The organism is Grimontia sp. NTOU-MAR1, assembly GCF_035758505.1.
Lineage (GTDB): Bacteria > Pseudomonadota > Gammaproteobacteria > Enterobacterales > Vibrionaceae > Enterovibrio > Enterovibrio marinus.
Map to the genome: position 1 here is coordinate 2,101,766 of NZ_CP142108.1, position 26,592 is coordinate 2,128,357.

A 26,592-nucleotide genomic window follows, 5' to 3' on the forward strand; every position below is an offset into this window, starting at 1 on the left:
CATCAGTGTACGGTAGGATGTTTGAGCGCAGCCAATACACTGGTGGCGAGGTGTGTCAGACTGGCAGGTGTAACTATGCTGAAATCTACTGCCGTTGACTGCCCTACCGTTTCCAGCAACGCGGTGTGGAAACGGGCATGGGATTTCCGGTAACGCGCAGACACCAAACCCAAGCCCCCCTGACAACGCTTTTCCAGATCCTCCCATTCCAAAGGCTCTGTCAGTCCTTCTATTGCATTTAGCAAAGCGATAAAGCTGACGCTGGGGTCACTGTCTGCCACTGTGTCGAACGCGAGTTCATAGGTCATCAAATCAATCGACACCCCAAAGCTGTAACAACGTCCGCCAAGGCGACGTTTTTTCACCATGTCGCTCGCCATCACTGCCTGACCAAAGGTCGCGATGTCGCCTGCTTCCAAGGAGTGGGGAAACGAGAGCGTCACATGCATCGCTCCTTCTTCGTCTTTATGGCTGGCCATGATACTGCCAGCACGAAAGACCGGTGTACTTTGTGTGACGTAAAATTCTATGCCATTTCGGGTGTGCTGCCATTCGCCGTCCAGCACATTGATTTCATCGGCACTCAGGTGGTGGTGCCAGAAATTTCGTAGGACTTCGGCCTGTTCGAGGGATAGATCCACAGTGTACCCCAGCACTAAAGCGTTGGCACAATGCCATTCTCCCATGCTACCCAGTACGGGTTTCCCCTGCATCCATGCCCAACGCAATGTGCGTTGTTGACAGAGGATCAACCAGCGCTCCAACGACGCTTTGGTGTCCTCATCCCGTGCATTACAGCGACATAGGATTGCCATACGTGTAAGTGATTTACAAGGAGAAAGCCACTCTACATTGGCAATCGATGACGACGTATCTTCGAGCAACGGCTCACTGACATCGCCTTTCAGGAAAGAGGGGGCAAACGGGGTCACTGAAAAATCATGGTAAAGCCGCTGAAGACCATCGCCCCAACGCCTGGCCATATCCCGCCCTTGCTGGAGCGAGAAGTAGCCGGATTGCCAACTAACACGCCGTGAAGGCATACGCCTTGCTACCTCCTCAACATGGCGGTAAAGAGCGTCTAGATCGGCGTTGGAATCCAACTGAAAGCGCAAAGTAGGCACCGGCTGAAAGTCGGTAATAAGTGGCAAAAGGGTGGCACCATGCACTTTCATCATCTGCTGATTTCTCAGCGAACAAAGCGTGGGATAAAGCGCCGCCGCCCAATGTGGCGAGTAAGATAAAGTTTCGATAGTCGAGTCTTTGTTCGGGGCGATGTCAGCCAGCAATGAAAGCTCTGGCACTTCCGTCGGCAGCGGTTTTCCAACATTACTGAGGGATTTGGAAATTTGTCGCCAAAGCGCCACCATAGGCCAATTCCCAGATGTCAGGATCACCATTGATTCCGGCCGATAGTAATGATTGTGATAACGCCTAAGATCATTGATATCAAGTAGTGGCACAGTCTCGGGCATGCCGCCATAAAGCGGTGCACGGGGCTCACTCCTCACCGCCTGAGCAGTGGATTGCTGAAAACGCTCATAGCGCATGTATTCACCAAGCTCACGGAAAAGTGCGCCATCGTGGCCACTTTCTTCTTCCCGCACAATTTCATCGTCAAAATCATCGTCGGCAAGCTGCGGAGACAATACGGCGTCCGCCATAAATCCAATGCCACGCAGCACAGAATGGGGGTCGTATCCGGTAAGGTGAAAACGGGTGCTTTCTTTCTGTGTGGTGGCGTTAAATTCGAGCAAGGCCAGTTCTGCACGCAGGGTGAGAAAGGTGTCCGGCTCGGGGTAGCGGGCTGAACCACGAAGTACCATATGTTCCAGCGCGTGAGTGATTCCGCTGTCATCGTCGGCAGGGGTGGGAAACACAATCGCTGCGCTTAACCTGTCCTCTTCTGATGCTGCGTGATGCCAGTGCATGGCACCGCTGACATGACGATATCCAACCCAGCCTGTTTCCAGTTGCTGCTCATCTGGCGGTAACAGCAGCCAGTCCGGCGCAGTGGGATGCGGTTTCGCCATTGCAGTTCCTCACTCATGTGGCTCACCAAACCTCAGGGTTTGACGGACAGAATTATCTGGCTATTCTTCACGGTTCTCGCTAACGCTGCACTGTGGCAGCCCTGATTGGCTTTCGCCACCGCCTCTTCAATCACATGATGATGCGGTGATTTGCTGCATACCGGATCAGCGTTCGCCGGATCGCCAGTCAAAAGCATCGCCTGACAGCGACAGCCACCGAAGTCATTTTCCTTCTCATTACAGCTTCGGCAAGGTTCCCGCATCCAGTCAAATCCACGGAAGTGATTAAAGCTCTCCGACTCCTGCCAGATGTATGAAAGTGAGTGTTCCTTCACGTTTGGATGGGGTAAAGCGAGCATCGCTGCACTGTGGCAAGGCAGGGCTTTACCGTCTGGCGCTATGTTGATGAAAAGATTTCCCCAGCCACTCATGCAGGGCTTGGGACGGGATTCATGATAATCCGGCGTGACAAAGATGAATTTGGGCCCGACGCCTTGTTGGCTATAACGAATCGCGTTCACCTTGGCTTCGGCTTCTTCAATCTGGGTTTGCGATGGCAACAGTGCGTCACGGTTATGCAGCGCCCAACCATAATATTGTGAGGTAGCCAGCTCAACGAAATCCGCTTCCAGTTCAATCGCGAGAGCCATAATCGCTTCAATCGATTCAATGTTCTGGCGGGTAATCACCACATTCATCACCATGGGAAAGCCGTTATCCTTTACCGCTTTAAACATGGTTTTTTTATGCTCGAAAGCATGACGCTTTCCTGCGATGGCATCGCTTAAATCCGGATCAGCCGACTGGAAGCTGATTTGGATATGATCAAGCCCTGCTTCTTTCAGCGCCAGAATCCGCTTTTCATTGAGTCCGACCGCAGAGGTAATCAGATTGGTGTAATAGCCCAGCCCTTTGGCGTGGGCGACTAATTGTTCCAGATCTTTGCGCATCAAAGGTTCGCCACCGGAAAAGCCAAGCTGCACCGCACCCAGTTCCCGACCTTCTTCCAGCACGCGGAACCACTCATCTGTAGAAAGCTCATCGTCAGGATCGCCAAGGTTTATCGGGTTAGCGCAATAGGCACAATGAAGCGGACAGCGATACGTCAGCTCTGCCAATAGCCAAAGTGGCGGATTAACAGGCTTCGAGCCACTTTTTGTCACAGGCGACCTCCACGAACTCGTTTACATCATCTGCCAGATCGACACCGGGGAATTTGTCTTCCAGCCTTGAAATCACTGTTTCTACTGAGCTTGGCGTATCAAATTGCATCAGGATCTCTGCGGCGCTTTCGCTCAGTTTCACCATCCCTTCCGGGTAGAGCAGTACGTGGCAGTCCTGTGCTTTCTCAAACTGCATCCGGAACATGCTGTTACGCTGATAGACGGTATCACTGCTCATGTCGCCTCCCTGCTTGTGTTATCTCTATGTTTTCATTATCTGTCGAGCGCATGGTGCCAGACAGGTTTGTCGGTAATGCCAACATAAGGTGGACGCTCAAATTCGTATGCCATGCTGATGGCATCGAGCAGCGACCAAAGGATATCGAGTTTAAATTGCAGAATGTTCAGGGCCTGAACCTGTTGCTCAGCCGTCTGGAAATGATCAAGCGTAATGGACAACCCATGCTCCACATCGCGACGGGCCTGACTGAGACGCTGGCGGAAATAGGTCAGCCCTTCAGGGTCAATCCAAGTGTAATGATTCGGCCAAGAATCAAGACGGGACTGGTGAATTTCCGGTGCGAACAGCTCGGTCAGTGATGAGCAGGCGGCCTCCTGCCAGGTGGCCCGGCGGGCAAAGTTCACATACGCATCCACCGCAAACCGTACGCCCGGCAGTACCCATTTTTCATCGAGCACTTCTTGTCTATCCAGACCAACGGCTTCGGCCAAACGCAGCCAGGCTTCAATGCCACCCCATGTGCAATCCAGACTCTTGTGACCGTCATGGTCAAGGATGCGCTGCACCCACTCGCGACGGATTTCCGGGTCGCGACAGTTCGCCATAATGGCAGCGTCCTTCACCGGAATAGAGGTCTGGTAATAAAAGCGGTTTGCTACCCAGGCACGGATTTGCGCTTTGGTGCACCTGCCCGCGTACATGGCTTGATGAAAGGGATGGTGAATGTGGTAGTACTGCCCTTTGGCGAGCAGTGCCTGTTGGAATTCATCACGTGTCATTGGCTGTGCCATGGCGCCTCCCAGAATCAAATCTCAATCGTCATGCCGTCGAAGGCAATTTCCACTCCGGCATCCAACACCGCCTGATGCTGCGGCGAGTCAGGATCCAGAATGGGGTTGGTATTATTGATATGAATGAGCACCTTGCGCGGCTTGGTGAAATCTTCCATCAACGCCAACATGCCGTCGTCGCCAGAGACTGAAAGATGGCCCATTTCCGACCCCAGAGAGGTGCCAAGCCCTTCGCGGATCATTTCATCGTCCGTCCAGAGTGTGCCGTCCATCATCACGCAATCGGCATCGCGCATGGCTGCCAACACAGCATCTTCCGGTGCGCCCAGACCGGGTGCGTAAAAGAGCGTGGCCCCCGTTCGGGTATCGACAATCTTCAGGCCAATGTTGTCTCCCGGGCGCGGGCGGTTGCGGTAGGGCGAAAACGGCGGCGCATTGGACGAAAGAGAAATCGGATGGAATTCGAGGTTTGGCACGGAAGGAATGCGCCAGCCTTCCGGAGAATGGATATCGACGGTGCAGGTTTGGTAGCCCCCTTCCCAATGCTTCATCATCGACAAAATCGGATAGCTGGTACTGAGCTCTTCTGCGACTTCCGGTGTGCAGTAAAGCTCGAGCGGTAATCCTTCGCGAAGAATGAGCAATCCGGTTGTGTGGTCAATCTGTGCATCGGTGACCACCACGGCGCTAATGGCAGAGCCTCTTGTGCCATCAGCTTTCGCAAGTTGCGGAGAGGCGTTGATTTGCTGACGGATATCGGGGGAAGCATTAATCACCACCCAATGTTCACCATCATCGCTCACGGCAATGGAAGATTGAGTGCGCGGCTCAGCGCGACTGGTACCATTTCGCACCGACTTGCACATACGACAATGACAATTCCACTGGGGAAATCCGCCTCCGGCGGCTGAACCTAATACAACAATTTGCATCCATTCACCTCGTCGATTGCTATCCTGTCGACAAACAGCAGGGAATTAAAAACGGGATGCCCCTCTGTGAATCAGCGAAGGTGCATCCCGTTTGTCAGCTACTTAGCGGTTACTGATGTAAAGAGTCACTTCAAAACCGAGTCTGAGTTCTGTGTAGCTTGGTTTCTTCCACATACTGTCGCTCCTTGTACCGATACGTCGAGGCACGACTTGCCTCCTGATTTAGCCTATGCACAAGCTCCCGATCTACCAATCCTACTTTGTGATGATTTCTCTCATCTAAGACACTGATTTTATATCTTTGATGAGCCTTGTTGAGTGCTCTCCAAAGGGTCACAGATGGCAACCGGAATCGCCTCGCCCGACGTCCTCGTTTTGCGCCTGCGTTTGCCATATTTATCCGCGACACAACGGGTGTTGTCATTGATAATCGCAAGACAGGAAAAACACTGTATACACTCGTTGTAATCTATCGCGCCATCTTTATGAATAGCGTTGATCCCACAGTGTTTTTCACAAAGCCGACAGGGGCTTCCACACTCTTTTCTTCGGGTCAGCCAACTGAAGATCCTGAGCCTTCCAAGCACTGCTAAACCCGCTCCAAGAGGACACAAATACCGACAGTAAGCCTTGTGGATTTTGGCGCTGATCAGCAGCAGTAAAACCGCATAAATGACAAAGGGGGAGCTGCGCTCAAACATCAGGGTGACAGCAGTTTTAAAGGGCTCAATTTCGGCCATGGTTTCAGCTAAAGAGAGGCTGTAAAAGGACGTTCCCACCAGCACCAAAAGCACGCCATATTTCAGGTAAATCAATCGGCTATGAAGCACGTCATCGACCTTCCATTGTCGGATACGAAGCTTCTCAGCTACCGCTGCCACCAGCTCCTGCATGGCGCCAAATGGGCATAGCCAGCCACAGAAAAGTCCCCTTCCCCATAGAAAAAGGCTGATAAACACGTAACTCCAGAGAATAAACAGCATAGGATCGAGCAAAAAGACTTGGATATCAAACCCTTGCCAGAGCGATAACAGCAAGGTGTAGATGTTCACCACCGACAATTGCCCCTGGGTATAAAAGCCAATAAAAAGAATGATAAAACAAAGAGATACCAATCTTACCGGCGTTAAATATTGACCGAACTTGGCCAGCCTGTGCTGAAAGACAAATGCCCCCGTCAGCAACACCAAATATACCGCTAACACGCTGATTTCTGGTGTTCTATCCAACCAGATACGCTGCCAGAGTGGCAACGGCTTCTCCGGAGGCTCAACCGGGGTTTGCACCGATTTGGGGAGTGAATAATCGGTAGAAACGGTGATTGTTTCCGATTCCAGAAAATTCTTTTTCACCTGAACATTGATTCCAACGGTGATCGGAAGCGAAGGGTCGAAGCCACTTTGGTCTGAAAAGGTAAATATATGGGTAAGCTCGAATGGCGCAAGCGCAACGGAAAAAGCAGGAGGTTGTGCGTGGAACAAATCAGCATCCCGTAGGGCGAGCGGGCTGGCTTCCTGCTTCAAGGTCAGGCGCTGGGGCGCAGTGCCCGCCACAAAGTCTTCCGCCACATGATGATAGCCACCGCGAGAGCCCACCAGCACTGCCACTTCACCCGGCTCCAGTGTTGCCATAATGCGGGCGTATTCCTCCTCCCCCAGCAGATTTTTGCCTATCAGCGGAGGGTTTAGAACTGCAAAGGTTAAATCCAAAAATGGCGCATCTTTGTCTGCGGAGTCTTCTCTTGCCTCGGCGATTTTGTCCGGTGAGGTGTTGAGGACAGTTTCAGCCTCTTCATTCCCCATTTGCCATCGGAACAGCAGGCCTTCGCTTCGAAGATCGTCGAGGGTTTTCGGGTGATAGCTTTCCGTATTCAAAATCGCCTGAGTTGCTGAGCCAAACCCGGAGAGCCGCGACTGCGCCACTTTCCTTGCCGCTGCGATGATGGTGTCGTGCACCACCATTACTGACACTGTCGCCTTGGTGACACCATCAAAGTAAGCGATGTCATCACTCGCGATGCGTTGTTGGTCGCTGCCCACCAGCACCTGTTGTTTCAACGACAATCCCTGATATTGGCTGATGAAATCAATCAGCGGCTTTTCACCCAGGCCATGCAGAAATATCGGTTCGTGGTGACCGAGCAATAACAGCCCCACAATGCGCCCTTCGGTATCAAGCCCTACACGCAGGTTAATCGTATCGCCAGAGAAACCGGGAAAATTGGTGAGGTTATCGGTTTCAAACACATAGCCGATGGGTTGATCGAGTTGGTAGATTTCAGTGACAGGCAGCGCGTCTTCCGAAGCTTTCATCCGGGTGGCGCTGGGAAATAACGACGCGGCTTCCTCACTGACTTCCAACCAAGGAGAAGCTATCGAGAGGAAGGGTAATATCATGAGAAGCAGCCACAAAACCAGAGCACTGCGCCAACGCATGGTACACCTCTATGCTCAAACGCCAGAAAGCGCATGAGAACAACGGTCCTTTGAAAGAAAAAAGCGGGGCAAATGCCCCGCAAAAGCTCTCGCCTCAGGCAGCACCGGGAGGATTAACTGCCTTCGGACAAGCGGATATCGAACAAACGGACTTAGACAAAGCGCGTGTTACTGCTATCGGCTTTCACCTCTGCCGCAACACGCCCTCAGACTTACTTAGAAGAAACCCAATGGGTTGATGTCATAGCTCACCAACAAGTTCTTTGTTTGCTGGTAGTGATCTAGCATCATCTTATGGTTTTCACGGCCAATACCAGACTTCTTGTAACCACCAAACGCTGCATGTGCTGGGTATAGGTGGTAACAGTTAGTCCAGACGCGACCCGCTTCAATTGCACGGCCAACACGGTAAGCACGGTTAATATCTCGAGTCCACAGACCAGCACCCAGACCATATTCTGTGTCGTTGGCTATCGCCAGCGCTTCCGCCTCATCTTTGAAGGTCACCACGCTCACAACCGGACCGAAGATCTCTTCCTGGAACACGCGCATGTGGTTTTCACCTTTCAAGATGGTTGGCTGGATGTAGTAGCCGCCACCAAAGTCTGCCGCGTCACCACCAATCAGCACTTCGGCACCTTCCGCTCGCCCAATATCGAAGTAGCCTTTGATTTTCTCGAACTGTTCGTTAGAAGCCTGCGCACCCACTTGAGTCTCTGTGTCCAATGGGTCGCCGTGCTTGATGGACTTCGCACGCTCAATGACTTTGGCGATAAAGTCTTCATAGATGCTTTCCTGAACCAACAGTCGTGAAGGACAAGTACAGACTTCACCTTGGTTGAAGAATGCCAGCACGCAGCCTTCTACCGCTTTGCTGATGAATTCGTCTTCCTGCTGCATCACGTCTTCGAAGTAGATATTTGGAGACTTACCGCCCAACTCAACAGTGGATGGGATCAGATTGTCAGCCGCGCAACGCAATACGTGGTTACCAATCGCCGTTGAACCAGTGAATGCGATTTTCGCAATACGATCTGAAGTGGCCAGTGCCTGGCCCGCTTCCGGACCCATGCCATTCACCACATTCAAAACGCCCGGCGGCAATAGATCACCAATGATTTCCATCAGCAACAGAATAGTCGTTGGTGTTTGTTCGGCTGGCTTCAAAACAATACAGTTACCTGCAGCAAGCGCCGGCGCTAGTTTCCATGCAGCCATCAGCAGTGGGAAGTTCCATGGAATGATCTGGCCAACTACACCAAGTGGCTCATGGATATGGTAGGCCACGGTATTGGAGTCAATTTCAGCCGCAGAGCCCTCTTGCGCCCTAATCGCGCCGGCGAAGTAGCGGAAATGGTCGACACAAAGCGGAATATCAGCGGCAAGCGTTTCACGCACAGCTTTGCCGTTTTCCCAGGTTTCTGCCACGGCCAAATATTCGATGTTCGCTTCGATGCGGTCAGCGATTTTAAGTAGGATGTTGGAGCGCTCTGTAACCGAAGTTGCCCCCCAGCTTGCTTTTGCAGCGTGCGCAGCATCAAGCGCGAGCTCGATGTCTTCTGGGGTTGAACGCGGGATTTCAGCGATGGGATCACCCGTGCAAGGCGAGGTGTCCGTGAAGTACTGTCCCTTCGTTGGCGGAACCCAATCACCACCGATGTAGTTAGCATAACGCGCCTTAAAGTTAACGACGGCTCCGTCGGTATTTGGTTTTGCGTAAATCATTATCCACCCCTGTTTTGGCGAAATTCCCTTTGTCTTCCCTGACGAGCCGAAAAACGGAGTCAGGCGTTGTAGTAGTAACAGTATGGAATGATCACCAAATCTCTCCATCGCTCCTTGGTTGGCAAAATCTCATACTTTGGAGGGAGGCGATGAGAAGGATAATGTTGCGTTTTGAATAAAGAGGCGCGTTCTGTGCCCTTGATTACCAGTCAAACCGCCATTGGGTGGAGAGTCCGGGGATGTCCAACCGACCGGCGACTTGCTGTTTTCTAGCGCGAAGTTCCAACCAATGCGTCCAGACGTCTTCAACTGGCCAAGCATTTTCCGCCCTGCTTTCAAGTATGAACCTGTCTCCTGCGCTCACCTGTCCTGTTTCTAGTACACGGTAATACCAACCTGTACGTTTTAGGGAGACCAGTAGTGCCATCATATGTCCATTACCAATGTGTTGGTTAAGTTTCCAGCAGGGCATGCGGGGCTGACTGACCTGAATAAGGGCGGTACCGATGCGATAGCAATCACCGATATGTGCGGTGTCATCCATCATTCCTGAAGACGAAAAATTCTCGCCAACACAGGGGGATGAAAAACGCTCCGTAAGGTGCGGCAGGGCTTCAGTGAGGGTTTTATACGTTTCAGAAGGGAATTGGTAAATCGCTTTTTCCGGACCACCATGCACACGGCTATCCGCCACAAAATCACCGAGCAACCCCATTTCAGTTATCTCGACACTGCCTTCGGTTTTGAGCTTTTTGATACCGGTAGCAGTCTTGTTTGGGCCAATCTCAGAACGCGTCGCAATCGCGACTGAAAGCAATTCCATTGATGCCGTCGTATCCATACTTACCTCCAGATACAAGAATGCCGGACACACGGCCCGGCAATGATTTAAACAATAAAAACTTCAGTTTTTCGGTAACTTAAAGGTCCACACCATACCACCTTGGTTGAAGTCTTTGACGCGTTTTGCCACGTCACCACCCCAAAGTGGTACTGCACCACCCCAGCCTGACAGAACAGAAACATACTGCTCTCCGTCCATTTCCCAAGTGACTGGGCTACCCACGATGCCCGAACCAGTGTTGAACTTGTAAAGCAGCTCACCGGTCTTGTCATCGAACGCCATCAAGTAGCCTTCCGGGTTCCCGGTAAACACCAGACCACCGCCTGTGGTCATGACACCGCCCCACAGTGGCGCGTAGTTTTTGTATTCCCAGACGCGCTCACCGGTTTTTGGATCGTAGGCGCGCAGTGCGCCAATATACTCATCATTGAGTGTTCTGATGGTAAAGCCCGCACCGAGGTAAGCCGCACCTTTTTTGTAGGCGACAGGCTCATTCCAGATGTCCATTTTCCATTCATTGGCAGGCACATAGAACAGGCCGGTATCCGGGCTGTATGCCATTGGCATCCAGTTTTTACCGCCGAGGAAGGAAGGCACAGCTTCCACTGTTTTACCCTGCTTCTCGCCAGATGGGTTGCCCGGACGGTTGTCTTTGACATAAAGCGGACGGCCTTTGTCATCGAGCCCCGTCGCCCAGCTGATTTCATTCACAAACGGGAAGCCGCGGATGAAATCACCGTTGGTGCGGTTCAGAACATAGAAGAAGCCGTTACGGTCGGCCGTCGCCGCTGCTTTCACTTTCTTGCCGTTTTCGGTGTAGTCGAACGCAATCAGTTCATTAACACCATCGAAGTCCCAGCCATCATGCGGCGTGGTCTGGAAGTGCCAGACAATTTTGCCATCATCTGGGTCAATCGCGAGACGTGAAGAAGAAAAGAGGTTGTCGCCCGGACGCATGTGTGAGTTCCAAGGCGCAGGGTTACCCGTGCCGAAGAATAAAAGGTCAGTATCGGCATCATAAGTACCGCCTAACCACGGTGCTGCGCCGCCGCTTTTCCAGAGGTCTGCTGGCCAGGTTTTGCCCGGAGCACCGCCCGAGATGCCGTTTTCGGTTTTCTTACCATTTTTCCAGACGTAGCCCATGTGGCCCTCGACTGTTGGGCGTTCCCAGACCAACTTACCGGTTTTTGCGTCATAGGCTCTCACCTTACCAACAATACCAAACTCACCACCTGATACACCGGTGATCACTTTACCTTTTACAACAATGGGTGCTGCAGTGATGGAATAACCATCCTGATAATTATCAACGGTTTTTTTCCAGCGGGTTTTACCGGTTTTCGCATCCAGCGCCACAAGCTTGGCGTCCAACGTACCGAAGATAACCAGATCGTCGTAAAGTGCCACACCACGGTTAATCACGTCACAACAAGGCATGATACCGTCCGGCAGACGTGCGTCGTATTGCCAAAGCTCTTCACCGGTTTTCGCATCAATCGCGAACACGCGGGAATAGGAGCCCGTGATATACATAACGCCGTCTTTCACCATCGGCTGGCTTTCCTGACCACGCTGTTTTTCCCCACCGAGCGAGAAGGCCCACACAGGACGGATTTCTTTGACCGTCTCGCGGTTGATGGTGTCCATTGGGCTGTAGCGCTGACCACGAAGCCCAAGACCATAAGTCACCACGTCCTCTATGGTCTCCTGATCGGCGAGGATGTCTTTGTCCGTGACACCCGCGTAAACGGGCGAAACCGTCATCGCGAGCGAGAGTGCGGCATAGAGTCCGCAACGTTTAAATGACTTAATTGTCATAGGGATACCTCATTGTTGGCTGAATGCTTAGGGTCTGTTGACCTTTGGTGGCTAAATTTTGTTCTAGCCATAAGCGTTTTAGGCGCGGCGAGGTGTGTGTCGCCTAGTCATTCTAAGCAAACACATCTCAACAAAGCATAAAGCGCTTAGGGCAGAACCCTTCGGGCAGCATTTGTGGCGACTTTCTCCTGCGTTATCGGCTTCTCATGTAGGCCAGCTACATTTCGAAGCCTCTGCCTTGCATAAAGTCGCCACAAACTGCTGCAAAAATCATCACCAAAGGTCAACAGACCCTAGGTAAACAAGCTCTGTCGTTTTAGTCGTGCCTGTCCTGCCCCCGCATCGCCATGAGGGAGAGTTCGGTTCGCGAGAGATAACAGGCTGTTTGGAATTACGGTGTTTGTGCGATAGCCCCTTCATCGGCGACATCGGGCTCAGGACGGAAACGTTCAGGGAGTTGGTAATCCACCCCGAATCGTTCACCCCAGCGGAAAAAGTCGCCGTTGTTGATATGGGTCATCACGATATCTTCCAGTGCGTAGGCCAATTGACGGTAGTTCGAATGCACCGCAATGCCGAGTTCCCATTCGCTGCGCCCAAGAAGTGGGAACGCTAGTTCGGTGAGTTGCTCGTTAGCTTGCGGCTTTTTGTTGTTGTGATGAAGCCATTCCAACTGCGAAGCAGTGCCCATCACGATAGAAACTTCACCATCGTTGAGCGCTTGAAAGGCTTCCGGTGTAGAGGGATAAGTGCGGCTTTTTTCGCGGAAACGGCCCCCAAACGCAGTCGTAACGAAAAACTGGGGGACCGTGTCCACTTCAACGCCCACCGGGTGATACATAAAACGGGCGGCGGTTTGCGGTCTTTCAAGCTTGGTAGTGTCGTAGGCCATCAACCAACGCTCTTGTTGATATGGCGCGAACATATGCACCAACTCATGGGCAGGGAGACCAATATCATCGCGTTTCATCGCAAATTCACGGTCGTACGGCACTCGCAACATGACATCTGCTTTCACGCGCTGGCCGTCCTCACTGGTGAGGTTCATCCCTTTCCAAAGGTAATTACGCATATCATCTTCGACCGTTTCATCTGGCGTCATCCAGCGAAGGTCAAGATCGACATCCAGCCCTTTGGCAAGCGCCTTGGCAAGCTCCACATCAATACCCGCCGGATTCCCATTCTCGTCCTTGAACGAGTACGGCGGGAAATCGTTGTAGACGGCAATGGCAATCACGCCACGGGTCTGGATATCATCGTAGGAAAGCGCATGGGATGGCACAGCCAGCGCCATGCACAGCAGCAAGCAAAGTGTCTGAATGGCAGTGACCAACTTCATCCCGTCGCCCTCCTGTTAACCGTTATCCGGTGCCACAGATTCCAGCCAGGTGCGGATCGCCCATAGTGCTTCCTGGTTGAGGTGCTCGGTCATTTTCGGCATGTAAACCGCACCGTTACGAACCGCTCCGTTTTGTACGCGGTAGACATACCACTCGTCGCCATCATAGTCCGGTGCAAGCATGCGTAAATCTGGCGCAATCCCGCCTGAAATACCCTCAAGACCATGGCAGCGTGCACAATTCTGGTTGTAGGCCGATGCTCCCAAGCGCTCAATTTCCACCTTCACATCACCACCCAATTCGCGGTAGGGGTTGGTCTCAGACCAATCATCTCCTAGGGTGGGGATGGTTGAGGTATCGATGGATTGTGGTGTGACATCACCGTGGGCAAATGCCAGTTGGGTACTCAGCACAGAAACCAGCGCCACGGCAGTCAGAATACAGATATTACGTTCAACCCTTTCCACGTCTTTCGACTCCTTAATTTGTCAGCGTTGGAAAAAGTGTATGAGCGACGAGAGTTTGAGGACATGGTACAAAAGCGGGGATATTCCTCATTCTTTGGGAGGATTTTTTAGAAAGTCTCGTTCTTGTTTTTGGCAAATATGCCAGCGCCGCATACAGTAAAAACGTATGCGGCCACGGAGCAGTATTTGCGATGGACAAAGCAAAAAGACAATTTAAAACAAAGCATTACACCAGAATTCTATTAGTAGCACTCGGCTGGCTAGCTTTCTCTGCCTACGCATCAGTTCAGGTGGATGTAGGACTGTTAAGGCTATCTGTTGAAACCACCACTGCTGTTCCTGACTACCTTGCGGAGCCAGAAAACAACGGTGAAGCTGGGGCTGAGCTGGCAGTGAATGATGCTAATGGCACTGGGAAGTTTCTGGGGCAGAAATACGCTTTTCGGGTGGAGACTAACGACGATATCACTACACTCAATACCACCGCGAAAACCTGGTATGACGAAGGGGTAAGATATTTTCTTACTGACCTTGATACGCCTTCTCTACAAGCACTCCGTAAAGCACTGCCGGACGATGCGCTACTGTTTAATATTGGGAACCAGGACGATGCATTAAGACGCGATGTTTGTCTGCCAAACACGCTGCACACTGCGCTCAGCTACACCATGCGCGCCGATGCCCTTGGTCAGTGGATGCGATTACGACGCCTGAACGATGTCTTTTTGGTGTCCGGCACTACCGATGCTGACAATGCCTTCCTTACCACCACCAAGCAGACTCTGAAGAAATTCAACCAGAAAGTTGTGGCAGAAAAAGTCTGGAATTTTGATACGGACCTTCGCCGTACCGCCTCTGCTGAACTCCCTCTTTTCACCCAAGCCAGCGATTACGATCTGGTCTGGGTAATTGACGAAAGTAACCTTTTTGGTCAACACCTGCCCTACAACACTTGGCTTCCCCGTCCAGTCGTCGGTACTCACGGCATGCGTGCTGATGGCTGGCATTTCGTGATTGAGCAATGGGGCGCAATTCAGCTTCAGAACCGCTTTACCAAGAAATTCGACCGCCCCATGACGGCCAAAGACTACGCAGGATGGGTAGCCGTTCGCTCTATCAATGAAGCCGTGACTGTGCTCAATAAAGGCGATGTGGAAACAGTTTTGCCTTTCATCATGAGCGACAAATTCCAACTTGCGGCTTATAAAGGTCGTAAGTTGACCTACCGGCCATGGAACGGTCAACTCCGTCAAACCGTGCCTTTGTTTGACTCGCAAGCACTGGTGGCCAGCGCCCCATTCGAGGGTTTCCTTCATCCCCGCAACGAGCTTGATTCACTCGGGGTCGATGAGGCACAAAGTCAATGCCGCCAGTTTTAACTCTGTTTAATCGAACGACAGCTAACAATAAGGACATCACAATGAATTTTTCCAAATCGATTCTCGCCGTGACCTTCACGGCGCTGTTGGCTTCGCCGCTGGTCTCTCACAGTGCAGCGGCGAAAGAGCTGGCTTACGTGGCAAACGAAAAGGATGACACGGTCAGTGTGATCGACATGGACTCCATGGAAGTGATTGACACTATTGAGGTAGGTGATCGCCCGCGCGGCATTGAACTCAGCAAAGATGGCACTAAGCTCTATATCTGTGCCAGTGAATCAGACACGGTGCAAATCCTCGACCTCGCCACCAATAGCATCATCGGCGACCTACCGTCGGGCGAAGACCCGGAGCTTTTTGCACTCCATCCAGATGGCAGCCGTCTCTACATCGCTAACGAAGACGACGCCCTGATGACAGTTGTCGATATCCCGAGCTCCAGCGTGGTTGCGCAGGTGGAAGTAGGTGTTGAGCCAGAAGGCGTCGCAGTGAGCCCAGATGGAAAAATGGCGATCATCACGTCAGAAACATCGAATATGGCCCACTGGATTGATACCGAATCCAACCAGATGGTGCACAACACTTTGGTTGATGCCCGCCCGCGTTACGCCGAATTTACCCCAGACGGTGAACAGCTTTGGGTGAGCGCAGAAATTGGTGGTACCGTGGCGGTGATCGACACCGACACCAAAGAAATCATCAAGAAAATCGGTTTTGCTCCCAAAGGGGTTCATAAAGACAAAGTACAGCCCGTTGGCGTGAAAATCGCAGCAGATGGTAAAACGGCGTTTGTCGCATTGGGACCAGCAAACCACGTCGCTGTGGTCAATACTGATACCTTGGAAGTAGAGGACTACCTTCTGGTCGGCCGCCGAGTGTGGCAAATGGCCTTCAACGGAGAACAGGACAAATTGCTGGCGACCAATGGCGTAAGCGGTGATGTTTCGATCATTGACGTCCCGAACCGTAAAGTGCTGAAAACAGTGAAGGTCGGTCGCTACCCTTGGGGGGTAGCTGTTGGTCAAGCGGAATAAGGAAAGGTGAGACGCCTGACATGATTGAAGTTACCGGTTTGTCTCACCATTATGGTCCACGGTGCGCCATCAGCGATCTCTCCCTTTCGCTGGGGCGCGGTCTCCACATGTTGCTTGGGCCAAACGGAGCGGGGAAGAGCACCCTGTTTTCCCTGCTCACCCGCCTGACTCCCGTTCAACGAGGCGAGATATCTTTGTTGGGACAAACACCTTCAAGAGAGACCATGGCCAAGCTTGGCATGGTGTTCCAGCAAAGTACGCTCGACCTTGATTTGACCGTAGGGCAAAACCTCAGTTATTACGGCGCGCTTCATGGCTACAGCAAAAAACAGAGCCTCGAAAAAGCAGCGTCCCTGCTGGCGCATTTTTCCCTAAACGACCGCATAAACGACAAAGTCCGCACACTGAATGGCGGTCATCGGCGTCGCACCGAACTTGTCCGTTCATTAATGCATTCACCCTCTATTTTGCTGCTAGATGAACCCACCAGCGGGCTCGATCCCAAGGCACGGGCATCCCTTTCTAACGCTGTGAGAAGTCTTTGCAAGCAACAACCATTGTGCGTGCTGTGGGCAACTCATTTGATTGAAGAAGTCGACGATCATGACGATGTATTGATCCTGCATCACGGCATTTTGCGGGCGCACAACAAGGCTAGTGAGCTCAGAGCGTTGCACCAACACCCGACACTTGCAAAAGTCTTCGCCACCCTGACCTCAGATAACGAGGGGGAGGGTCGATGAGCTATTGGTATGCGTTTGTTGGAATTTGCTATCGAGAGTGGCTACGCTTTTTCTCTCAACGGGCAAGGTTTGCAGCCAGCCTCGTCAGGCCACTCTTATGGCTTGTGGTGTTTGCGGCAGGTTTCAGAGCAGCACTTGGCATTGCCATCATGGAACCTTACGCCACATACATCAATTACGAGGAATATATCCTACCCGGTCTTTGCGCTATGATTTTGCTGTTCAATGGCATGCAAAGCTCACTGTCGATTGTGTATGACCGGGAAATGGGAAGCATCAAGGTGCTATTAACCAGCCCGCTGCCACGTCCTTTCCTTTTACTTTCCAAGCAAATAGCAAGTGCTCTGGTCAGCGTGCTTCAGGTCGGTGCTTTTCTCGTGATAGCAGCGCTATACGACAGGCCATTGGAGCCAATGGGTTATGTGCTGGTGATCCCCGCCCTTTTCCTCGTTGCCCTGATGCTCAGTGCCCTAGGTATCGTCATTGCCTCGCGCATCAAACAACTGGAGAATTTCGCTGGGGTGATGAACTTTGTCATTTTCCCGATGTTTTTCCTTTCTTCAGCGTTGTATCCGCTTTGGAAAATGCAGGAAGCGAGTCTCTGGCTGTATGAAATCTGCCGTTTCAACCCCTTCACTTTTGGCGTCGAACTTATCCGGTTCGCGCTGTATCAGCAGTTGAATGTCACCGCCCTACTGGTGGTGTCCGGCTGTACACTGGCGTTTGTGATTCTCGCCGTCGCCGGTTTCCAGCCCGTTAAAGAACAAGGCAAAACCGGCGGAAAGCCATAAGCCAACCAACAACTGTCTCTAAACAACAGACACAAAAAAACCGCGCCTTTGCGCGGTTTTCTCAACATTTTCAGGGCTTAGAAATTGAACTCTACACCACCGAAGAAACCGTCATTGAAGAACTTACCATCGTTCGCACCGAAGTAGTTGAAGTCGTAATCCTGAACGCGGTAACCCGCTTTGAAGTTCAGGTCAGCTGCGACCAAACCCAGGGTGAACAACACACCCGCTTCTGCATCAACTGTGCTGGTGTCATCATAGCTACCAAAGCTGAAGGTACCGAACAGAGACACAGGCGTTGCTGGAATGCCCAGACGCACGTCAGAGTAAACTGCTGGCTGCCACTCATCGAAGCTACGACCAGTGAAACGGCCATCAAATTTCTGCAGGTTCAGACCGATGTCGAAAGCGATCAGGTCGTTATCCAGAATTTCGTAGTATGCAATCAGGTCATACTGAGTAAAGTCAACATCATACTTCGAAGATTCAACGCCTGTGTAACGGATTTTCGCGTTTGGCACCAGTGGAATGAAGTGTTCGAAAGCGGCGTAGTAAGATGGCTGAACACTTGCATCGTCTGCACGTACTTCGTTGACTTTCGCATCTGCATACCATGCATCGGCGCCAACTTTAGCCCCCAAAAGCACTGCAGCCTGTGCAGGCATTGCGATTACACCGGCCACTGCCAGCGCAGCCAGAGAAAGGTTTAGTTTTTTCATTGAAAGGGCTCCGCCTTACATTCTTTAAGTTTATGGTTTGCGATCACTATATCAAAACCAAGACGAAGATTCCGCACAAACTGCCGGATTTTTATGCGGAATAATCACTCTTATCAAGAAACACAATCAATTAAAGCGCCGTTTAGAAACGGCGCGCTCGATGGTAACGTCGTGACCGTTTGTAGCAGTAATCACGCGCTTGGGTGGCAGTTTTATCACGGCCTTTTAGCAACCAGACAATCACAGCGGCCAGCAAAATCCATGGTAGCATTTTGAATACCAAGCCAATCATGCCTGCCAGTGCCATCACGATAAATCCCACCGCCATCGCAGCGACAATGCCTAAAAAGCTGATACCCGTTGCCAACAGTGCAATGGTAAAACCAACAATAAACAGAAACTCGATCATCATACCCTCCTAAGGTCAGTGACTCTTTCTTGTTTGTATACCCAAACGACCTGGAGATGCTCGCATTCAGAGGTCATCAATGCGTTCAATTCGAGGCAAATTCCACGAGGAATAGTCGCTCTATTTCCGTGGTATTTAACAAAGAAGTGGGCACATTGCAGGCCTCCCTCCGGGCGAGTTGACTGACGCCGTGCTCTTTGTTGTTCCTTTTTGATGGAGATGGCTACACCTGCAAAGGAATGCCGCGATCACAACGCCAGTCAAACTCGCTGAATCCTGCATCTTCAGGTTGTTTGGGTATATTAGTCTTTGCACGAAGCGGGCCAACTTTATCAATCCCTTTTAAAACATACAGATAAAGAAAGATCGCCGCAGTTTGGCTGCGGCGCTTCGTTTATTTTTGGTAAATTTTACCGACTATTGAGTCAAATTTAACCAGACTGACTTACACATCCAGATGCGCAGGGATTTTTGCCAGTGCGGCTTCCAGCACTTCAACGCCTGAGCCTGGTTTGTGGGCGTTTTCACTGATGTATCGACGCCATTGACGTGCACCCGGCATGTTTTGGAACAAGCCCAGCATGTGACGGCTAATATGATTCAGATAAGTGCCCTTGCTCAATTCTACTTCAATGTAAGGGAACATGGCTTTCACAGCGTCACTGCGTTTGATGATTGGTACATCGCCACCAAAAAGGCGGTTATCCACTTCTGCCAGCATGTAAGGGCTTTGGTAAGCCTCACGGCCAATCATGACGCCATCCAGATACTTCAGATGCTCTTCTGCTTCTTCCAGCGATTTGATACCGCCGTTGATCGCCATGGTCAGGTGCGGGAAGTCTTTCTTAAGTTGGTAAACGCGTGGGTAATCCAGTGGCGGAATTTCACGGTTTTCTTTCGGGCTAAGGCCGGAAAGCCAAGCCTTACGCGCATGAATGGTAAAGTTATCGCAGCCGCCTTTCTCGCTCACTGTACGTACGAAATCGACCAGAAACTCATAGCTGTCCTGATCGTCGATACCGATACGAGTTTTTAGGGTTACCGGAATATCGACCACTTCTTTCATTGCCAATACGCACTGCGCTACCAACTCTGCTTCGCCCATCAGGCAAGCACCGAAACGACCATTTTGAACGCGATCAGACGGGCAACCCACGTTAAGGTTGATTTCATCGTAGCCACGCTCAACCGCCAGCTTGGCGCAGGTTGCCAAATCCACAGGGTTTGAACCACCCAGTTGCAGCGCGACAGGATGCTCTTCTTCATTAAACGCCAGAAAGTCACCTTTACCGTGGATAATGGCACCCGTGGTTACCATTTCGGTATACAGTAGCGCATTCTTGGAGAGGATGCGGTGGAAGTAGCGGCAATGACGGTCAGTCCAATCCAGCATCGGCGCAACAGAAAAACGAGCAGTGGAGAAAGTCGGCGTAATGTCAGGCGTAGCCTGTGTTTTCATTGAATTTGTCATACTTATGAATTGCTGCAAATCGCTTTGAATAGTCGCTAATTTCCTTATACAGTACCCCTATAGGTTCCCTCAAGCGGGTAGGACAAATGGCCTCTTTCTCAGTAGAAACTCGCAAACTGGCGAGTGGCGAACTGCGGTTCAAAGCGACGGTTATCGTCAAAAAAAGTGGAAAAATTATACACCGAGAATCCAAAACATTCAGAAAAAAAGCGCTAGCTCAAACTTTCGGTAAGAAACGCGTGAATGAACTGGAAGAAAACGGCGTGAGGAGTACCAAGGCGGTTTCCCTAGGGGAACTGATCGACATGTTCATGCTAGAGGCCGATTTATGGAACAACACAGGCCGCACCAAACGCTATGTGATTCAAATGCTGCGTGACTGCAACATAGCCACAGTGAAAACTGACGAACTGAAAACCAGCGACCTGATCACCCACTGCAAAGAACGCAGAAGCGCGGGCGCTGGTCCCGCGACCATTTATCATGATATCGCCTACCTACGCAGCATCATGAAGAAAGCTAAACCCGTTTGGAACATAGAAGCCAACTATGCAGTGTTCGAAGAAGCGGTGCCAATCCTGATAGACATGAAACTGGTTGGCAAAAGCCAGAAGCGAACGCGACGACCCACAGAAAACGAAATCGACAGGCTAAAAGAAGGGCTGGAAAAGCGCATGGCCTACAGGCCGAACGGCCCTACTCGCATTCCCTTCGTTGATATTCTCGAATTTAGCATTCTTACCTGTATGCGAATTGGCGAAGTTTGCGCCCTCCGCTGGGAAGACCTGAACGAAGACAACAAAACCGTGATGGTTCGAGACAGGAAAGATCCACGTAAAAAAGAAGGTAATCACATGTTAGTGCCATTACTCGGTGGTTCATTCGATATCATCAAGCGTCAAGCACAAAACAGTGATCGTATCTTTCCCTACAACGCCAAAAGCGTGACCGCAGGGTTTCAACGTGTGCGTAACCAACTCGGAATAGAAGATTTACGTTATCATGATTTACGCCGTGAAGGCGCTAGTAGGTTGTTTGAGAAAGGCTATTCCATTGAAGAAGTAGCTCAGGTAACAGGTCATAGAAACTTGAACATACTTTGGCAGGTTTACACGCAATTGTTCCCGCATAAGCTTCATAACAAAAACCTCGCATAAGCGAGGTTTTTTCAGCAAATTAAATGAATTTTCTTGAAGAGATGCACCAAGTCACTCCTTGGCCATACTCATCACAACACGGCCAAGAGTTTTGATTTCTTCTTCTGAGATCTGCATTGCTGTTCCATTAAAATCAATCGACAGGTTTTTACCCGGAAGCCTTTGCGCTTGGTTGATGGTATACACCCCATCTATATCAAAGAGGTATCGACCAGAAGCCACATTGCTGTCTGAAGTATCTATGATAAGAATTAAATCTGAATCTCTTATTACTTCCAGTTTCTCTGGCTCCACATCTAAAAGTTCAACTTGAGAGTTATCCAGGTTAAAACTCCCAACTTCTTTTAAGGCACCTTTCATCAGTTTCTTAAAAGGAACTCGTAATCTTGATTCAGAAAAGTCCCCATAAGGGAAAAGCTCACCTTCCCCAAGAGATAGAGATCTAAGATCAGCGCCGAAGTGCAGACTGGCTCTAAGTAAAAGCTCATATGGTATTAAGCCTCTTTTTCGCCAAGTTGCTATCGTATTCTTAGGCACTCCAAACACGTCAGCTAACTGAATATCCTTCTCTACACCAGAAACCTCCTTCAACTTCTCGATGACATCCTCGCCGCCAAGATAATTGAATGCAGGCACCTTCGCCTCCAACCTCGAACCAACTTTGGTCATAAAAACCCCGCAAAATAGAATTAAGGTCACAAAAACGACAAAAGAAATCATTGTAATTTCTTTTGAACCACACACAGACATTGACAAGATTTCATTTGCGATCCTATTCTTGTCCATATCAGGGCATGCCACGATGTGACAAGTCGCATCAGAAAGCTCTGAGTACCAACAGGAGAGGATATCACTATGAACAAGACCGAGATAGTACGTGAAAGGATGTATTGCACTGTTGCTGAGTTCGCAAATGAATGCGGTGTGAGCAATCGCACAATCGAGCGCAGAATTTCCGATGGAATAATCCCAATCCTTCCTAAGAAGAAGGGCCAAAAGACACTCATCAACCTGCGCTTACTACAAAAACGCGCAGAGCAAGCCGAGTGAACAACTTATTAATGGCTGCGTACAACTTATTCGCAATCGCGGCCATCCTGACCCCTTATGTACTCAAATGAGTTTCAATCATGGTTACAGATAGCTCAATGTGCGACTCACGCGAACGCAAACAAAAGATTTGGGATGAACACTGTTATACGTTTGCGAATAGCACTGATATGACGAATATGGCGCAACGCATCGGCATCACGCCGCAAATGATGCGTAACAAGGTGAATCCAAGCCAACCGCATGAACTGAAAGTGCGTGAACTTATAGACATTACCAACACCGGAAATGAAACCCTTATAAGTGGTCTTTTGCTTGCGTGCGGCATGGTTGGCGCAAAACTGCCAAAAGAAAATGAATCAGCGACACTCGCAATACGAGCCCTGCTCTCTTCAAAACACGCTGGTGAAATTTCAGCGGCAGCACTAGAAAACGCTGGCGCTGAACGCCTACCCCGCACCGAGCGCGAAACCTTGCGCGACGTCGCCCACCGCAGCATCAGAAACATGGTGTTGCTGATATCTGATTTAGAAAACCGCACTGCTGGCATTGCACCCTTCCTTTCCATGTCTATGGAAACGATAGGCAACGGCATGCCATTGCCCGGACTGGCATAAGGAACCAAAACAATGAATACACAATTCGCCCTATTGGCACGTTTTGAAAGCCCGACCATTCCACTAAAGCACGTGTGTGTCGAGTTCTTTGGCATTCAACACAAAACCGCAGAAGCACAAGCCAAGAGCGGAGAGTTCCCCATCCCAACGTTCAAGATGCGCAATTCAGAGCGCAGCCCAACGTTAGTTCACATCGAAGATTTGGCAAAGCACATTGATGCCCAATTGACCAAAGCTCGTGAGGAGTGGGCCTCGGTCAATAACACTGGCGCTTGAGGAGACACTCATGAGCAACGTAATCACACAAACCTGTTCTCAGGTGGATAACATCAACTACCACAATGGCTTGCTGGCCAAAGGGCTAGGTAAAGGCAAATACCGAGTTGTTGATGCGCAGGAGTTTGCAGCAGTATGACTCGCCCAGCAGTGCAAACTACTTATGTTGCTGCCTATGTCAGTAACCAGGGTGGTTTAATTCGAGACAGTAAAACAGGTAGACCTCGTCATCTTCGACTCGGAAATTTTGCAAATATAGAGCAGGCCACAGCGAAAGCCTGCTCGCAGATGGGTTGCATCAGGGTTCGTTCAAAGTATGGTGTGAGTCTGGTTTCCAGAGGCGAAGGTAAAGGAAAAGAAGCGTTTTCCATTCTGCGTGAAGCCGCAGTAAGACAAGAAACCCAAGAAGTGGTTTACCTAGAAGAAGGAACCGAAGCCGCATATGAAGCAGAAAAGCTGGCCCAATTATGGTCCTCTGGTGCTTTGCCCCCCCGTGAGGTTTCCGGCCTTGCCCTTCCGCCGGTTAAGCATACCCTTGAACCGGAGGTTATGAGCGTTACCGAGCGCAAACTTTATGAGGTAAACCCAGACGACCATGACTGGCGTAAGCCCTACTTCGCTGGTTTGCCAGATTATCTGGTGCGATACTTTGCCAATAAATACATCAGCATCTTTAACAACGAAGGCCGCAAGGCGGCAAACGAATTTGTAGTCAAACGAATGGGCGGTGAATTGCAGCGCCGAATTCGTTTGGTGATGAACCGTTACCGCAAACTGCCCACTCTTAAAAAAGTGGCCATACTGGCAGGTGACTATGCCGAAAAACTTAAAGAAGCTGATAAGCATGCCGCTCAGGTAAACCTATTTACAGGCCCACAGAAAGAACGCCTCCCGTTCAATTTCGACACCACAAAAACAAAACCACAGCGTGAAAAATTACTCTGCGAGCTAGGCCGTGAAGAAATCAAAGTATTGGCCTTTAAGCTGGCCAACGTCTGCCAAGAGAAAATGCTCGCATTTGTGGACGCCCTGCAATCAGGTACAGAGCGCCCAAAAGTGATGAAAAAGGCCTACAGAGATATTGCACAGTTTGCGGCTACGCTCGGCATAAAACCGCCCATAAGTAAGAAAAAGCCCTCAACAGGAGATTACGAAAGCGGCCTGCTGAAAATGACCGCTGAAGACTGGTGGGAAGATAGACTAAACAAATCACGCAAGTTCATGCGCGAACACCTCGCCATTGCCATGGGCCAAGTCAGCAACAACGCCAGCCCCTATTGCTCACGAGATTGCCAGTACGAATACGAAGAGCAGAAGAAACGCAATTGGGAAGCCATCGAAGCCACGGAGCTCTTCGACGCAGAAACCGAAGAAACCGTCTCACTGAAAGACATGGTACTGAAGTCAGTGGCAAACCCTGCCATTCGTCGTATGGAGCTCATGGTACGTACACGCGGCTGTGAAGATATTGCCAACCACTTCGGTTTGACTGGCTTGTTCCTAACCCTGACGGCGCCAAGCCGCTATCACAACACATACAAAAAAGGTGGTTTCATTCCACATTGGAGCGGCTCAAGCCCGCGTGATGCACAGCATTACTTGAACCGCACCTGGGCGAAAATCCGTGCAGCATTAGCACGCGCTGACATCCGTTGGTTTGGCGTGCGCACTGCGGAGCCACACCATGATGGTACACCCCACTGGCACCTGTTGTTATGGACAAAGCCGGAAAACGTTTTCCGCGTCACCAAGGTGTTTATCGAATACGCCATTCGAGAGGACAGGCACGAACTGTTCACCCAAAATCGCCTCTTTTATCCAGTGCAATATGCTGGCGTGCCAATGCCACAGGTAGAGCCAAACAGCCGTTTCACCGTTCCAAAAATGCTAGACCACCGCTTTACCAGCAAATTAAAAGGCGTGGCAAATCTGCGCCCAAAGGTGGAGGTCCCCAGAGGCGTCATGCCATATCCATTCACCGATACGCCAGAACTGACCGATCACAACATAGATTACTCAGCCAGGTGTGACGTGAAATTCATCGACCCAGAAAAAGGCAGCGCAACCGGCTACATCGCCAAATACATTTCCAAGAACATCGATGGTTATGCGATGGAAGGCGAAAAAGATGAAGAAACAGGCGAAGACGTCAAAGACACGGCAAAAGCTGTTACGGCATGGAAGGCTCGATGGAACATCCGCCAGTTTCAATTCTTTGGTGGTGCGCCTGTTACCACTTACCGCGAACTACGCCGCTATGCCAATGCAAACAAAATGGCGTTTAGCAACTACCTGGCGCAGCAAGAGCGGAACGATCTGATCAACATACTCGAACATAGCTACCCAGATGATTTCATTGGCCCTCGGCTTAATGCCACCACCGTGGAGAATATGAAAATGAAAACCAAAGACATCTTTATCAGACTGATGGACGCTTATCAGCCAATCCAAGAAAGCGCGAGCGTAACGGGAACACTCAAGGCCGCAGACCAAGGAGACTGGAAAGGCTACGTCATGGGGCAAGGTGGGCCATTTGTATCGCGCGATGCACTTAAAATCCGTAACGATTACGAACAGACGCCGTTTGGAACCGTTTACGGAGAAACAGCATCCAAAATAATTGGCTTTATCGCCGAAGGTGAACACATAAAAACGCGCACCAGAGTGTGGGATATCCGTAAAAAGTCTGACGAGACAGCAGAGGCTCTTGCTCTTTCTGGCGGCTCTGCCGCCTCTCGGAGTTCTGTCAATAACTGTACGCACTCCGTCTTCGAAGGTATTACGAAGCCATTTGATATTGGAGATGATGCGTTAAGCGCATTACTGAAAGGCTCTCGCGTCAGTGTTGGTGGGGGTAGCAGTATCAAAATACGCCAAGTTAGCGAAATGGTATTAGATGACACAGGCCACTACATCACCATAGAGCGCCCCCCACAGCTCATAGAAATTGACGACCGATGCCACCAACAAGACATGAAGGCATTCGATAACGCCCTGTCAGACTTCATTAACTACGGAAAACCGGAAGAAATACCACCGGAAAGACTCAAAAACACCCAACCCGACCTTTCTCGAATTCCCCCAACCTACAGGGACAGTTAAGAATGGACGCTGATTTAGTGGAAAGAAGCAAAAGCTCATGGCAACCCGAAAACAA

Annotated in this window: 26 protein-coding genes; 10 read left to right on the forward strand and 16 right to left on the reverse strand. The window is 50.7% G+C overall.

Translation table 11 applies throughout. The features are described 5' to 3' along the window. Positions 1 to 2: 2 nt before the first annotated feature. From VP504_RS09485 to VP504_RS09510, 7 genes are all read right to left on the reverse strand, one after another. Complete coding sequence (locus VP504_RS09485) at positions 3 to 2,033, reverse strand: insulinase family protein (RefSeq protein ID WP_325890964.1); 2,031 nt, start codon at positions 2,031 to 2,033, stop codon at positions 3 to 5. Between the two features lie 32 nt (positions 2,034 to 2,065). Further along, on the reverse strand, positions 2,066 to 3,196 hold the full coding sequence (gene pqqE / locus VP504_RS09490) for a pyrroloquinoline quinone biosynthesis protein PqqE (protein WP_325890965.1): 1,131 nt from the start codon (positions 3,194 to 3,196) through the stop codon (positions 2,066 to 2,068). Continuing rightward, positions 3,168 to 3,434, reverse strand: coding sequence for a pyrroloquinoline quinone biosynthesis peptide chaperone PqqD (gene pqqD, locus VP504_RS09495; protein WP_325890966.1), 267 nt, complete (start codon positions 3,432 to 3,434; stop codon positions 3,168 to 3,170). The genes pqqE and pqqD overlap by 29 nt, the downstream gene beginning before the upstream one ends. 35 nt (positions 3,435 to 3,469) lie before the next feature. Further along, entirely contained in the window at positions 3,470 to 4,228 is a 759-nt protein-coding gene (gene pqqC, locus VP504_RS09500) for a pyrroloquinoline-quinone synthase PqqC (RefSeq protein ID WP_325890967.1), read from the reverse strand. A gap of 14 nt (positions 4,229 to 4,242) precedes the next feature. Next, positions 4,243 to 5,160 carry a pyrroloquinoline quinone biosynthesis protein PqqB gene (gene pqqB / locus VP504_RS09505; RefSeq protein ID WP_325890968.1) on the reverse strand — a complete coding sequence of 306 codons (918 nt, stop codon included), beginning with the start codon at positions 5,158 to 5,160 and terminating at the stop codon, positions 4,243 to 4,245. Positions 5,161 to 5,262: 102 nt separating this feature from the next. Then, positions 5,263 to 5,334, reverse strand: a complete 72-nt coding sequence (gene pqqA, locus VP504_RS25600) for a pyrroloquinoline quinone precursor peptide PqqA (RefSeq protein WP_081796241.1) — start codon at positions 5,332 to 5,334, stop codon at positions 5,263 to 5,265. A 119-nt stretch (positions 5,335 to 5,453) separates the two neighbouring features. Beyond that, positions 5,454 to 7,595, reverse strand: coding sequence for a 4Fe-4S binding protein (locus VP504_RS09510; protein ID WP_325890969.1), 2,142 nt, complete (start codon positions 7,593 to 7,595; stop codon positions 5,454 to 5,456). A gap of 11 nt (positions 7,596 to 7,606) precedes the next feature. Between VP504_RS09510 and VP504_RS09515 the strand changes: the two genes are divergently transcribed. Beyond that, positions 7,607 to 7,834 (forward strand): hypothetical protein, encoded by a 228-nt coding sequence (locus tag VP504_RS09515; RefSeq protein WP_325890970.1) that lies wholly within the window; start codon positions 7,607 to 7,609, stop codon positions 7,832 to 7,834. Here VP504_RS09515 and exaC read toward each other — a convergent pair. The 5 genes from exaC to pedF form a co-directional block, all read right to left on the reverse strand. After that, entirely contained in the window at positions 7,812 to 9,320 is a 1,509-nt protein-coding gene (gene exaC, locus VP504_RS09520; protein ID WP_325890971.1) for an acetaldehyde dehydrogenase ExaC, read from the reverse strand. The genes VP504_RS09515 and exaC overlap by 23 nt on opposite strands. A 202-nt stretch (positions 9,321 to 9,522) precedes the next feature. Next, the gene (locus VP504_RS09525; protein WP_325890972.1) at positions 9,523 to 10,161 is read right to left on the reverse strand and encodes an MOSC domain-containing protein; all 639 of its coding nucleotides are present in this window, start codon (positions 10,159 to 10,161) and stop codon (positions 9,523 to 9,525) included. A 63-nt stretch (positions 10,162 to 10,224) separates the two neighbouring features. Continuing rightward, complete coding sequence (locus VP504_RS09530) at positions 10,225 to 11,982, reverse strand: PQQ-dependent methanol/ethanol family dehydrogenase (RefSeq protein WP_325890973.1); 1,758 nt, start codon at positions 11,980 to 11,982, stop codon at positions 10,225 to 10,227. A gap of 391 nt (positions 11,983 to 12,373) precedes the next feature. Then, entirely contained in the window at positions 12,374 to 13,321 is a 948-nt protein-coding gene (locus VP504_RS09535; protein ID WP_325890974.1) for a substrate-binding periplasmic protein, read from the reverse strand. A gap of 15 nt (positions 13,322 to 13,336) precedes the next feature. Further along, positions 13,337 to 13,789: a cytochrome c-550 PedF gene (gene pedF / locus VP504_RS09540; RefSeq protein WP_325890975.1), complete on the reverse strand. Its 453-nt coding sequence runs from the start codon at positions 13,787 to 13,789 to the stop codon at positions 13,337 to 13,339. A gap of 191 nt (positions 13,790 to 13,980) precedes the next feature. Here pedF and VP504_RS09545 point away from each other — a divergent pair, with 191 nt between their 5' ends. Genes VP504_RS09545 through VP504_RS09560 form a run of 4 tightly spaced genes read left to right on the forward strand, consistent with a single transcriptional unit; the run spans position 13,981 to position 17,736 of the window. Further along, a complete protein-coding gene (locus tag VP504_RS09545; protein WP_325890976.1) occupies positions 13,981 to 15,168 on the forward strand; it encodes an ABC transporter substrate-binding protein in 1,188 nt (395 codons plus the stop codon). 41 nt (positions 15,169 to 15,209) lie between these two features. Then, positions 15,210 to 16,202 carry a YVTN family beta-propeller repeat protein gene (locus VP504_RS09550; protein ID WP_325890977.1) on the forward strand — a complete coding sequence of 331 codons (993 nt, stop codon included), beginning with the start codon at positions 15,210 to 15,212 and terminating at the stop codon, positions 16,200 to 16,202. 20 nt (positions 16,203 to 16,222) lie between these two features. Next, entirely contained in the window at positions 16,223 to 16,945 is a 723-nt protein-coding gene (locus tag VP504_RS09555) for an ATP-binding cassette domain-containing protein (RefSeq protein ID WP_325890978.1), read from the forward strand. Then, positions 16,942 to 17,736, forward strand: coding sequence for an ABC transporter permease (locus tag VP504_RS09560; protein WP_325890979.1), 795 nt, complete (start codon positions 16,942 to 16,944; stop codon positions 17,734 to 17,736). Before VP504_RS09555 ends, VP504_RS09560 begins: the two co-directional genes overlap by 4 nt. A gap of 77 nt (positions 17,737 to 17,813) precedes the next feature. Here the strand turns inward: VP504_RS09560 and VP504_RS09565 are convergent, their stop codons facing one another. The 3 genes from VP504_RS09565 to dusA form a co-directional block, all read right to left on the reverse strand. Continuing rightward, a complete protein-coding gene (locus VP504_RS09565; protein ID WP_325890980.1) occupies positions 17,814 to 18,455 on the reverse strand; it encodes a TIGR04219 family outer membrane beta-barrel protein in 642 nt (213 codons plus the stop codon). A 142-nt stretch (positions 18,456 to 18,597) separates the two neighbouring features. Next, the gene (pspG, locus tag VP504_RS09570; RefSeq protein ID WP_325894018.1) at positions 18,598 to 18,864 is read right to left on the reverse strand and encodes an envelope stress response protein PspG; all 267 of its coding nucleotides are present in this window, start codon (positions 18,862 to 18,864) and stop codon (positions 18,598 to 18,600) included. Between the two features lie 445 nt (positions 18,865 to 19,309). Beyond that, positions 19,310 to 20,323, reverse strand: coding sequence for a tRNA dihydrouridine(20/20a) synthase DusA (gene dusA / locus VP504_RS09575; RefSeq protein WP_325890981.1), 1,014 nt, complete (start codon positions 20,321 to 20,323; stop codon positions 19,310 to 19,312). Between the two features lie 98 nt (positions 20,324 to 20,421). On the opposite strand from dusA, the gene VP504_RS09580 reads away from it, so the two are divergent. After that, positions 20,422 to 21,492, forward strand: a complete 1,071-nt coding sequence (locus VP504_RS09580) for a tyrosine-type recombinase/integrase (protein WP_062710752.1) — start codon at positions 20,422 to 20,424, stop codon at positions 21,490 to 21,492. Positions 21,493 to 21,543: 51 nt separating this feature from the next. Here the strand turns inward: VP504_RS09580 and VP504_RS09585 are convergent, their stop codons facing one another. Then, on the reverse strand, positions 21,544 to 22,488 hold the full coding sequence (locus VP504_RS09585; protein ID WP_325890982.1) for a helix-turn-helix domain-containing protein: 945 nt from the start codon (positions 22,486 to 22,488) through the stop codon (positions 21,544 to 21,546). Between the two features lie 134 nt (positions 22,489 to 22,622). Between VP504_RS09585 and VP504_RS09590 the strand changes: the two genes are divergently transcribed. From VP504_RS09590 to VP504_RS09605, 4 genes are read left to right on the forward strand one after another with little or no spacing between them, the layout of a single operon-like run. After that, a complete protein-coding gene (locus tag VP504_RS09590) occupies positions 22,623 to 23,159 on the forward strand; it encodes a phage regulatory CII family protein (protein ID WP_062710758.1) in 537 nt (178 codons plus the stop codon). 12 nt (positions 23,160 to 23,171) lie between these two features. Next, on the forward strand, positions 23,172 to 23,435 hold the full coding sequence (locus VP504_RS09595) for a pyocin activator PrtN family protein (RefSeq protein ID WP_325890983.1): 264 nt from the start codon (positions 23,172 to 23,174) through the stop codon (positions 23,433 to 23,435). Positions 23,436 to 23,445: 10 nt separating this feature from the next. After that, entirely contained in the window at positions 23,446 to 23,574 is a 129-nt protein-coding gene (locus VP504_RS09600) for a hypothetical protein (protein WP_325890984.1), read from the forward strand. Then, positions 23,571 to 26,537 carry a replication endonuclease gene (locus VP504_RS09605; RefSeq protein WP_325890985.1) on the forward strand — a complete coding sequence of 989 codons (2,967 nt, stop codon included), beginning with the start codon at positions 23,571 to 23,573 and terminating at the stop codon, positions 26,535 to 26,537. The genes VP504_RS09600 and VP504_RS09605 overlap by 4 nt, the downstream gene beginning before the upstream one ends. Positions 26,538 to 26,592: the final 55 nt, after the last annotated feature.

Coding starts and splice junctions, on each gene's coding strand:
- VP504_RS09485 (WP_325890964.1), bottom strand. CDS start 2,033: ATGGCGAAACCGCATCCCACTGCGCCGGACTGGCTGCTGTTACCGCCA.
- pqqD (WP_325890966.1), bottom strand. CDS start 3,434: ATGAGCAGTGATACCGTCTATCAGCGTAACAGCATGTTCCGGATGCAG.
- pqqC (WP_325890967.1), bottom strand. CDS start 4,228: ATGGCACAGCCAATGACACGTGATGAATTCCAACAGGCACTGCTCGCC.
- pqqB (WP_325890968.1), bottom strand. CDS start 5,160: ATGCAAATTGTTGTATTAGGTTCAGCCGCCGGAGGCGGATTTCCCCAG.
- VP504_RS09510 (WP_325890969.1), bottom strand. CDS start 7,595: ATGCGTTGGCGCAGTGCTCTGGTTTTGTGGCTGCTTCTCATGATATTA.
- VP504_RS09515 (WP_325890970.1), top strand. CDS start 7,607: ATGCTCAAACGCCAGAAAGCGCATGAGAACAACGGTCCTTTGAAAGAA.
- exaC (WP_325890971.1), bottom strand. CDS start 9,320: ATGATTTACGCAAAACCAAATACCGACGGAGCCGTCGTTAACTTTAAG.
- VP504_RS09525 (WP_325890972.1), bottom strand. CDS start 10,161: ATGGATACGACGGCATCAATGGAATTGCTTTCAGTCGCGATTGCGACG.
- VP504_RS09530 (WP_325890973.1), bottom strand. CDS start 11,982: ATGACAATTAAGTCATTTAAACGTTGCGGACTCTATGCCGCACTCTCG.
- VP504_RS09535 (WP_325890974.1), bottom strand. CDS start 13,321: ATGAAGTTGGTCACTGCCATTCAGACACTTTGCTTGCTGCTGTGCATG.
- VP504_RS09545 (WP_325890976.1), top strand. CDS start 13,981: ATGGACAAAGCAAAAAGACAATTTAAAACAAAGCATTACACCAGAATT.
- VP504_RS09550 (WP_325890977.1), top strand. CDS start 15,210: ATGAATTTTTCCAAATCGATTCTCGCCGTGACCTTCACGGCGCTGTTG.
- VP504_RS09555 (WP_325890978.1), top strand. CDS start 16,223: ATGATTGAAGTTACCGGTTTGTCTCACCATTATGGTCCACGGTGCGCC.
- VP504_RS09560 (WP_325890979.1), top strand. CDS start 16,942: ATGAGCTATTGGTATGCGTTTGTTGGAATTTGCTATCGAGAGTGGCTA.
- VP504_RS09565 (WP_325890980.1), bottom strand. CDS start 18,455: ATGAAAAAACTAAACCTTTCTCTGGCTGCGCTGGCAGTGGCCGGTGTA.
- pspG (WP_325894018.1), bottom strand. CDS start 18,864: ATGATCGAGTTTCTGTTTATTGTTGGTTTTACCATTGCACTGTTGGCA.
- dusA (WP_325890981.1), bottom strand. CDS start 20,323: ATGAAAACACAGGCTACGCCTGACATTACGCCGACTTTCTCCACTGCT.
- VP504_RS09580 (WP_062710752.1), top strand. CDS start 20,422: ATGGCCTCTTTCTCAGTAGAAACTCGCAAACTGGCGAGTGGCGAACTG.
- VP504_RS09590 (WP_062710758.1), top strand. CDS start 22,623: ATGGTTACAGATAGCTCAATGTGCGACTCACGCGAACGCAAACAAAAG.
- VP504_RS09595 (WP_325890983.1), top strand. CDS start 23,172: ATGAATACACAATTCGCCCTATTGGCACGTTTTGAAAGCCCGACCATT.
- VP504_RS09600 (WP_325890984.1), top strand. CDS start 23,446: ATGAGCAACGTAATCACACAAACCTGTTCTCAGGTGGATAACATCAAC.
- VP504_RS09605 (WP_325890985.1), top strand. CDS start 23,571: ATGACTCGCCCAGCAGTGCAAACTACTTATGTTGCTGCCTATGTCAGT.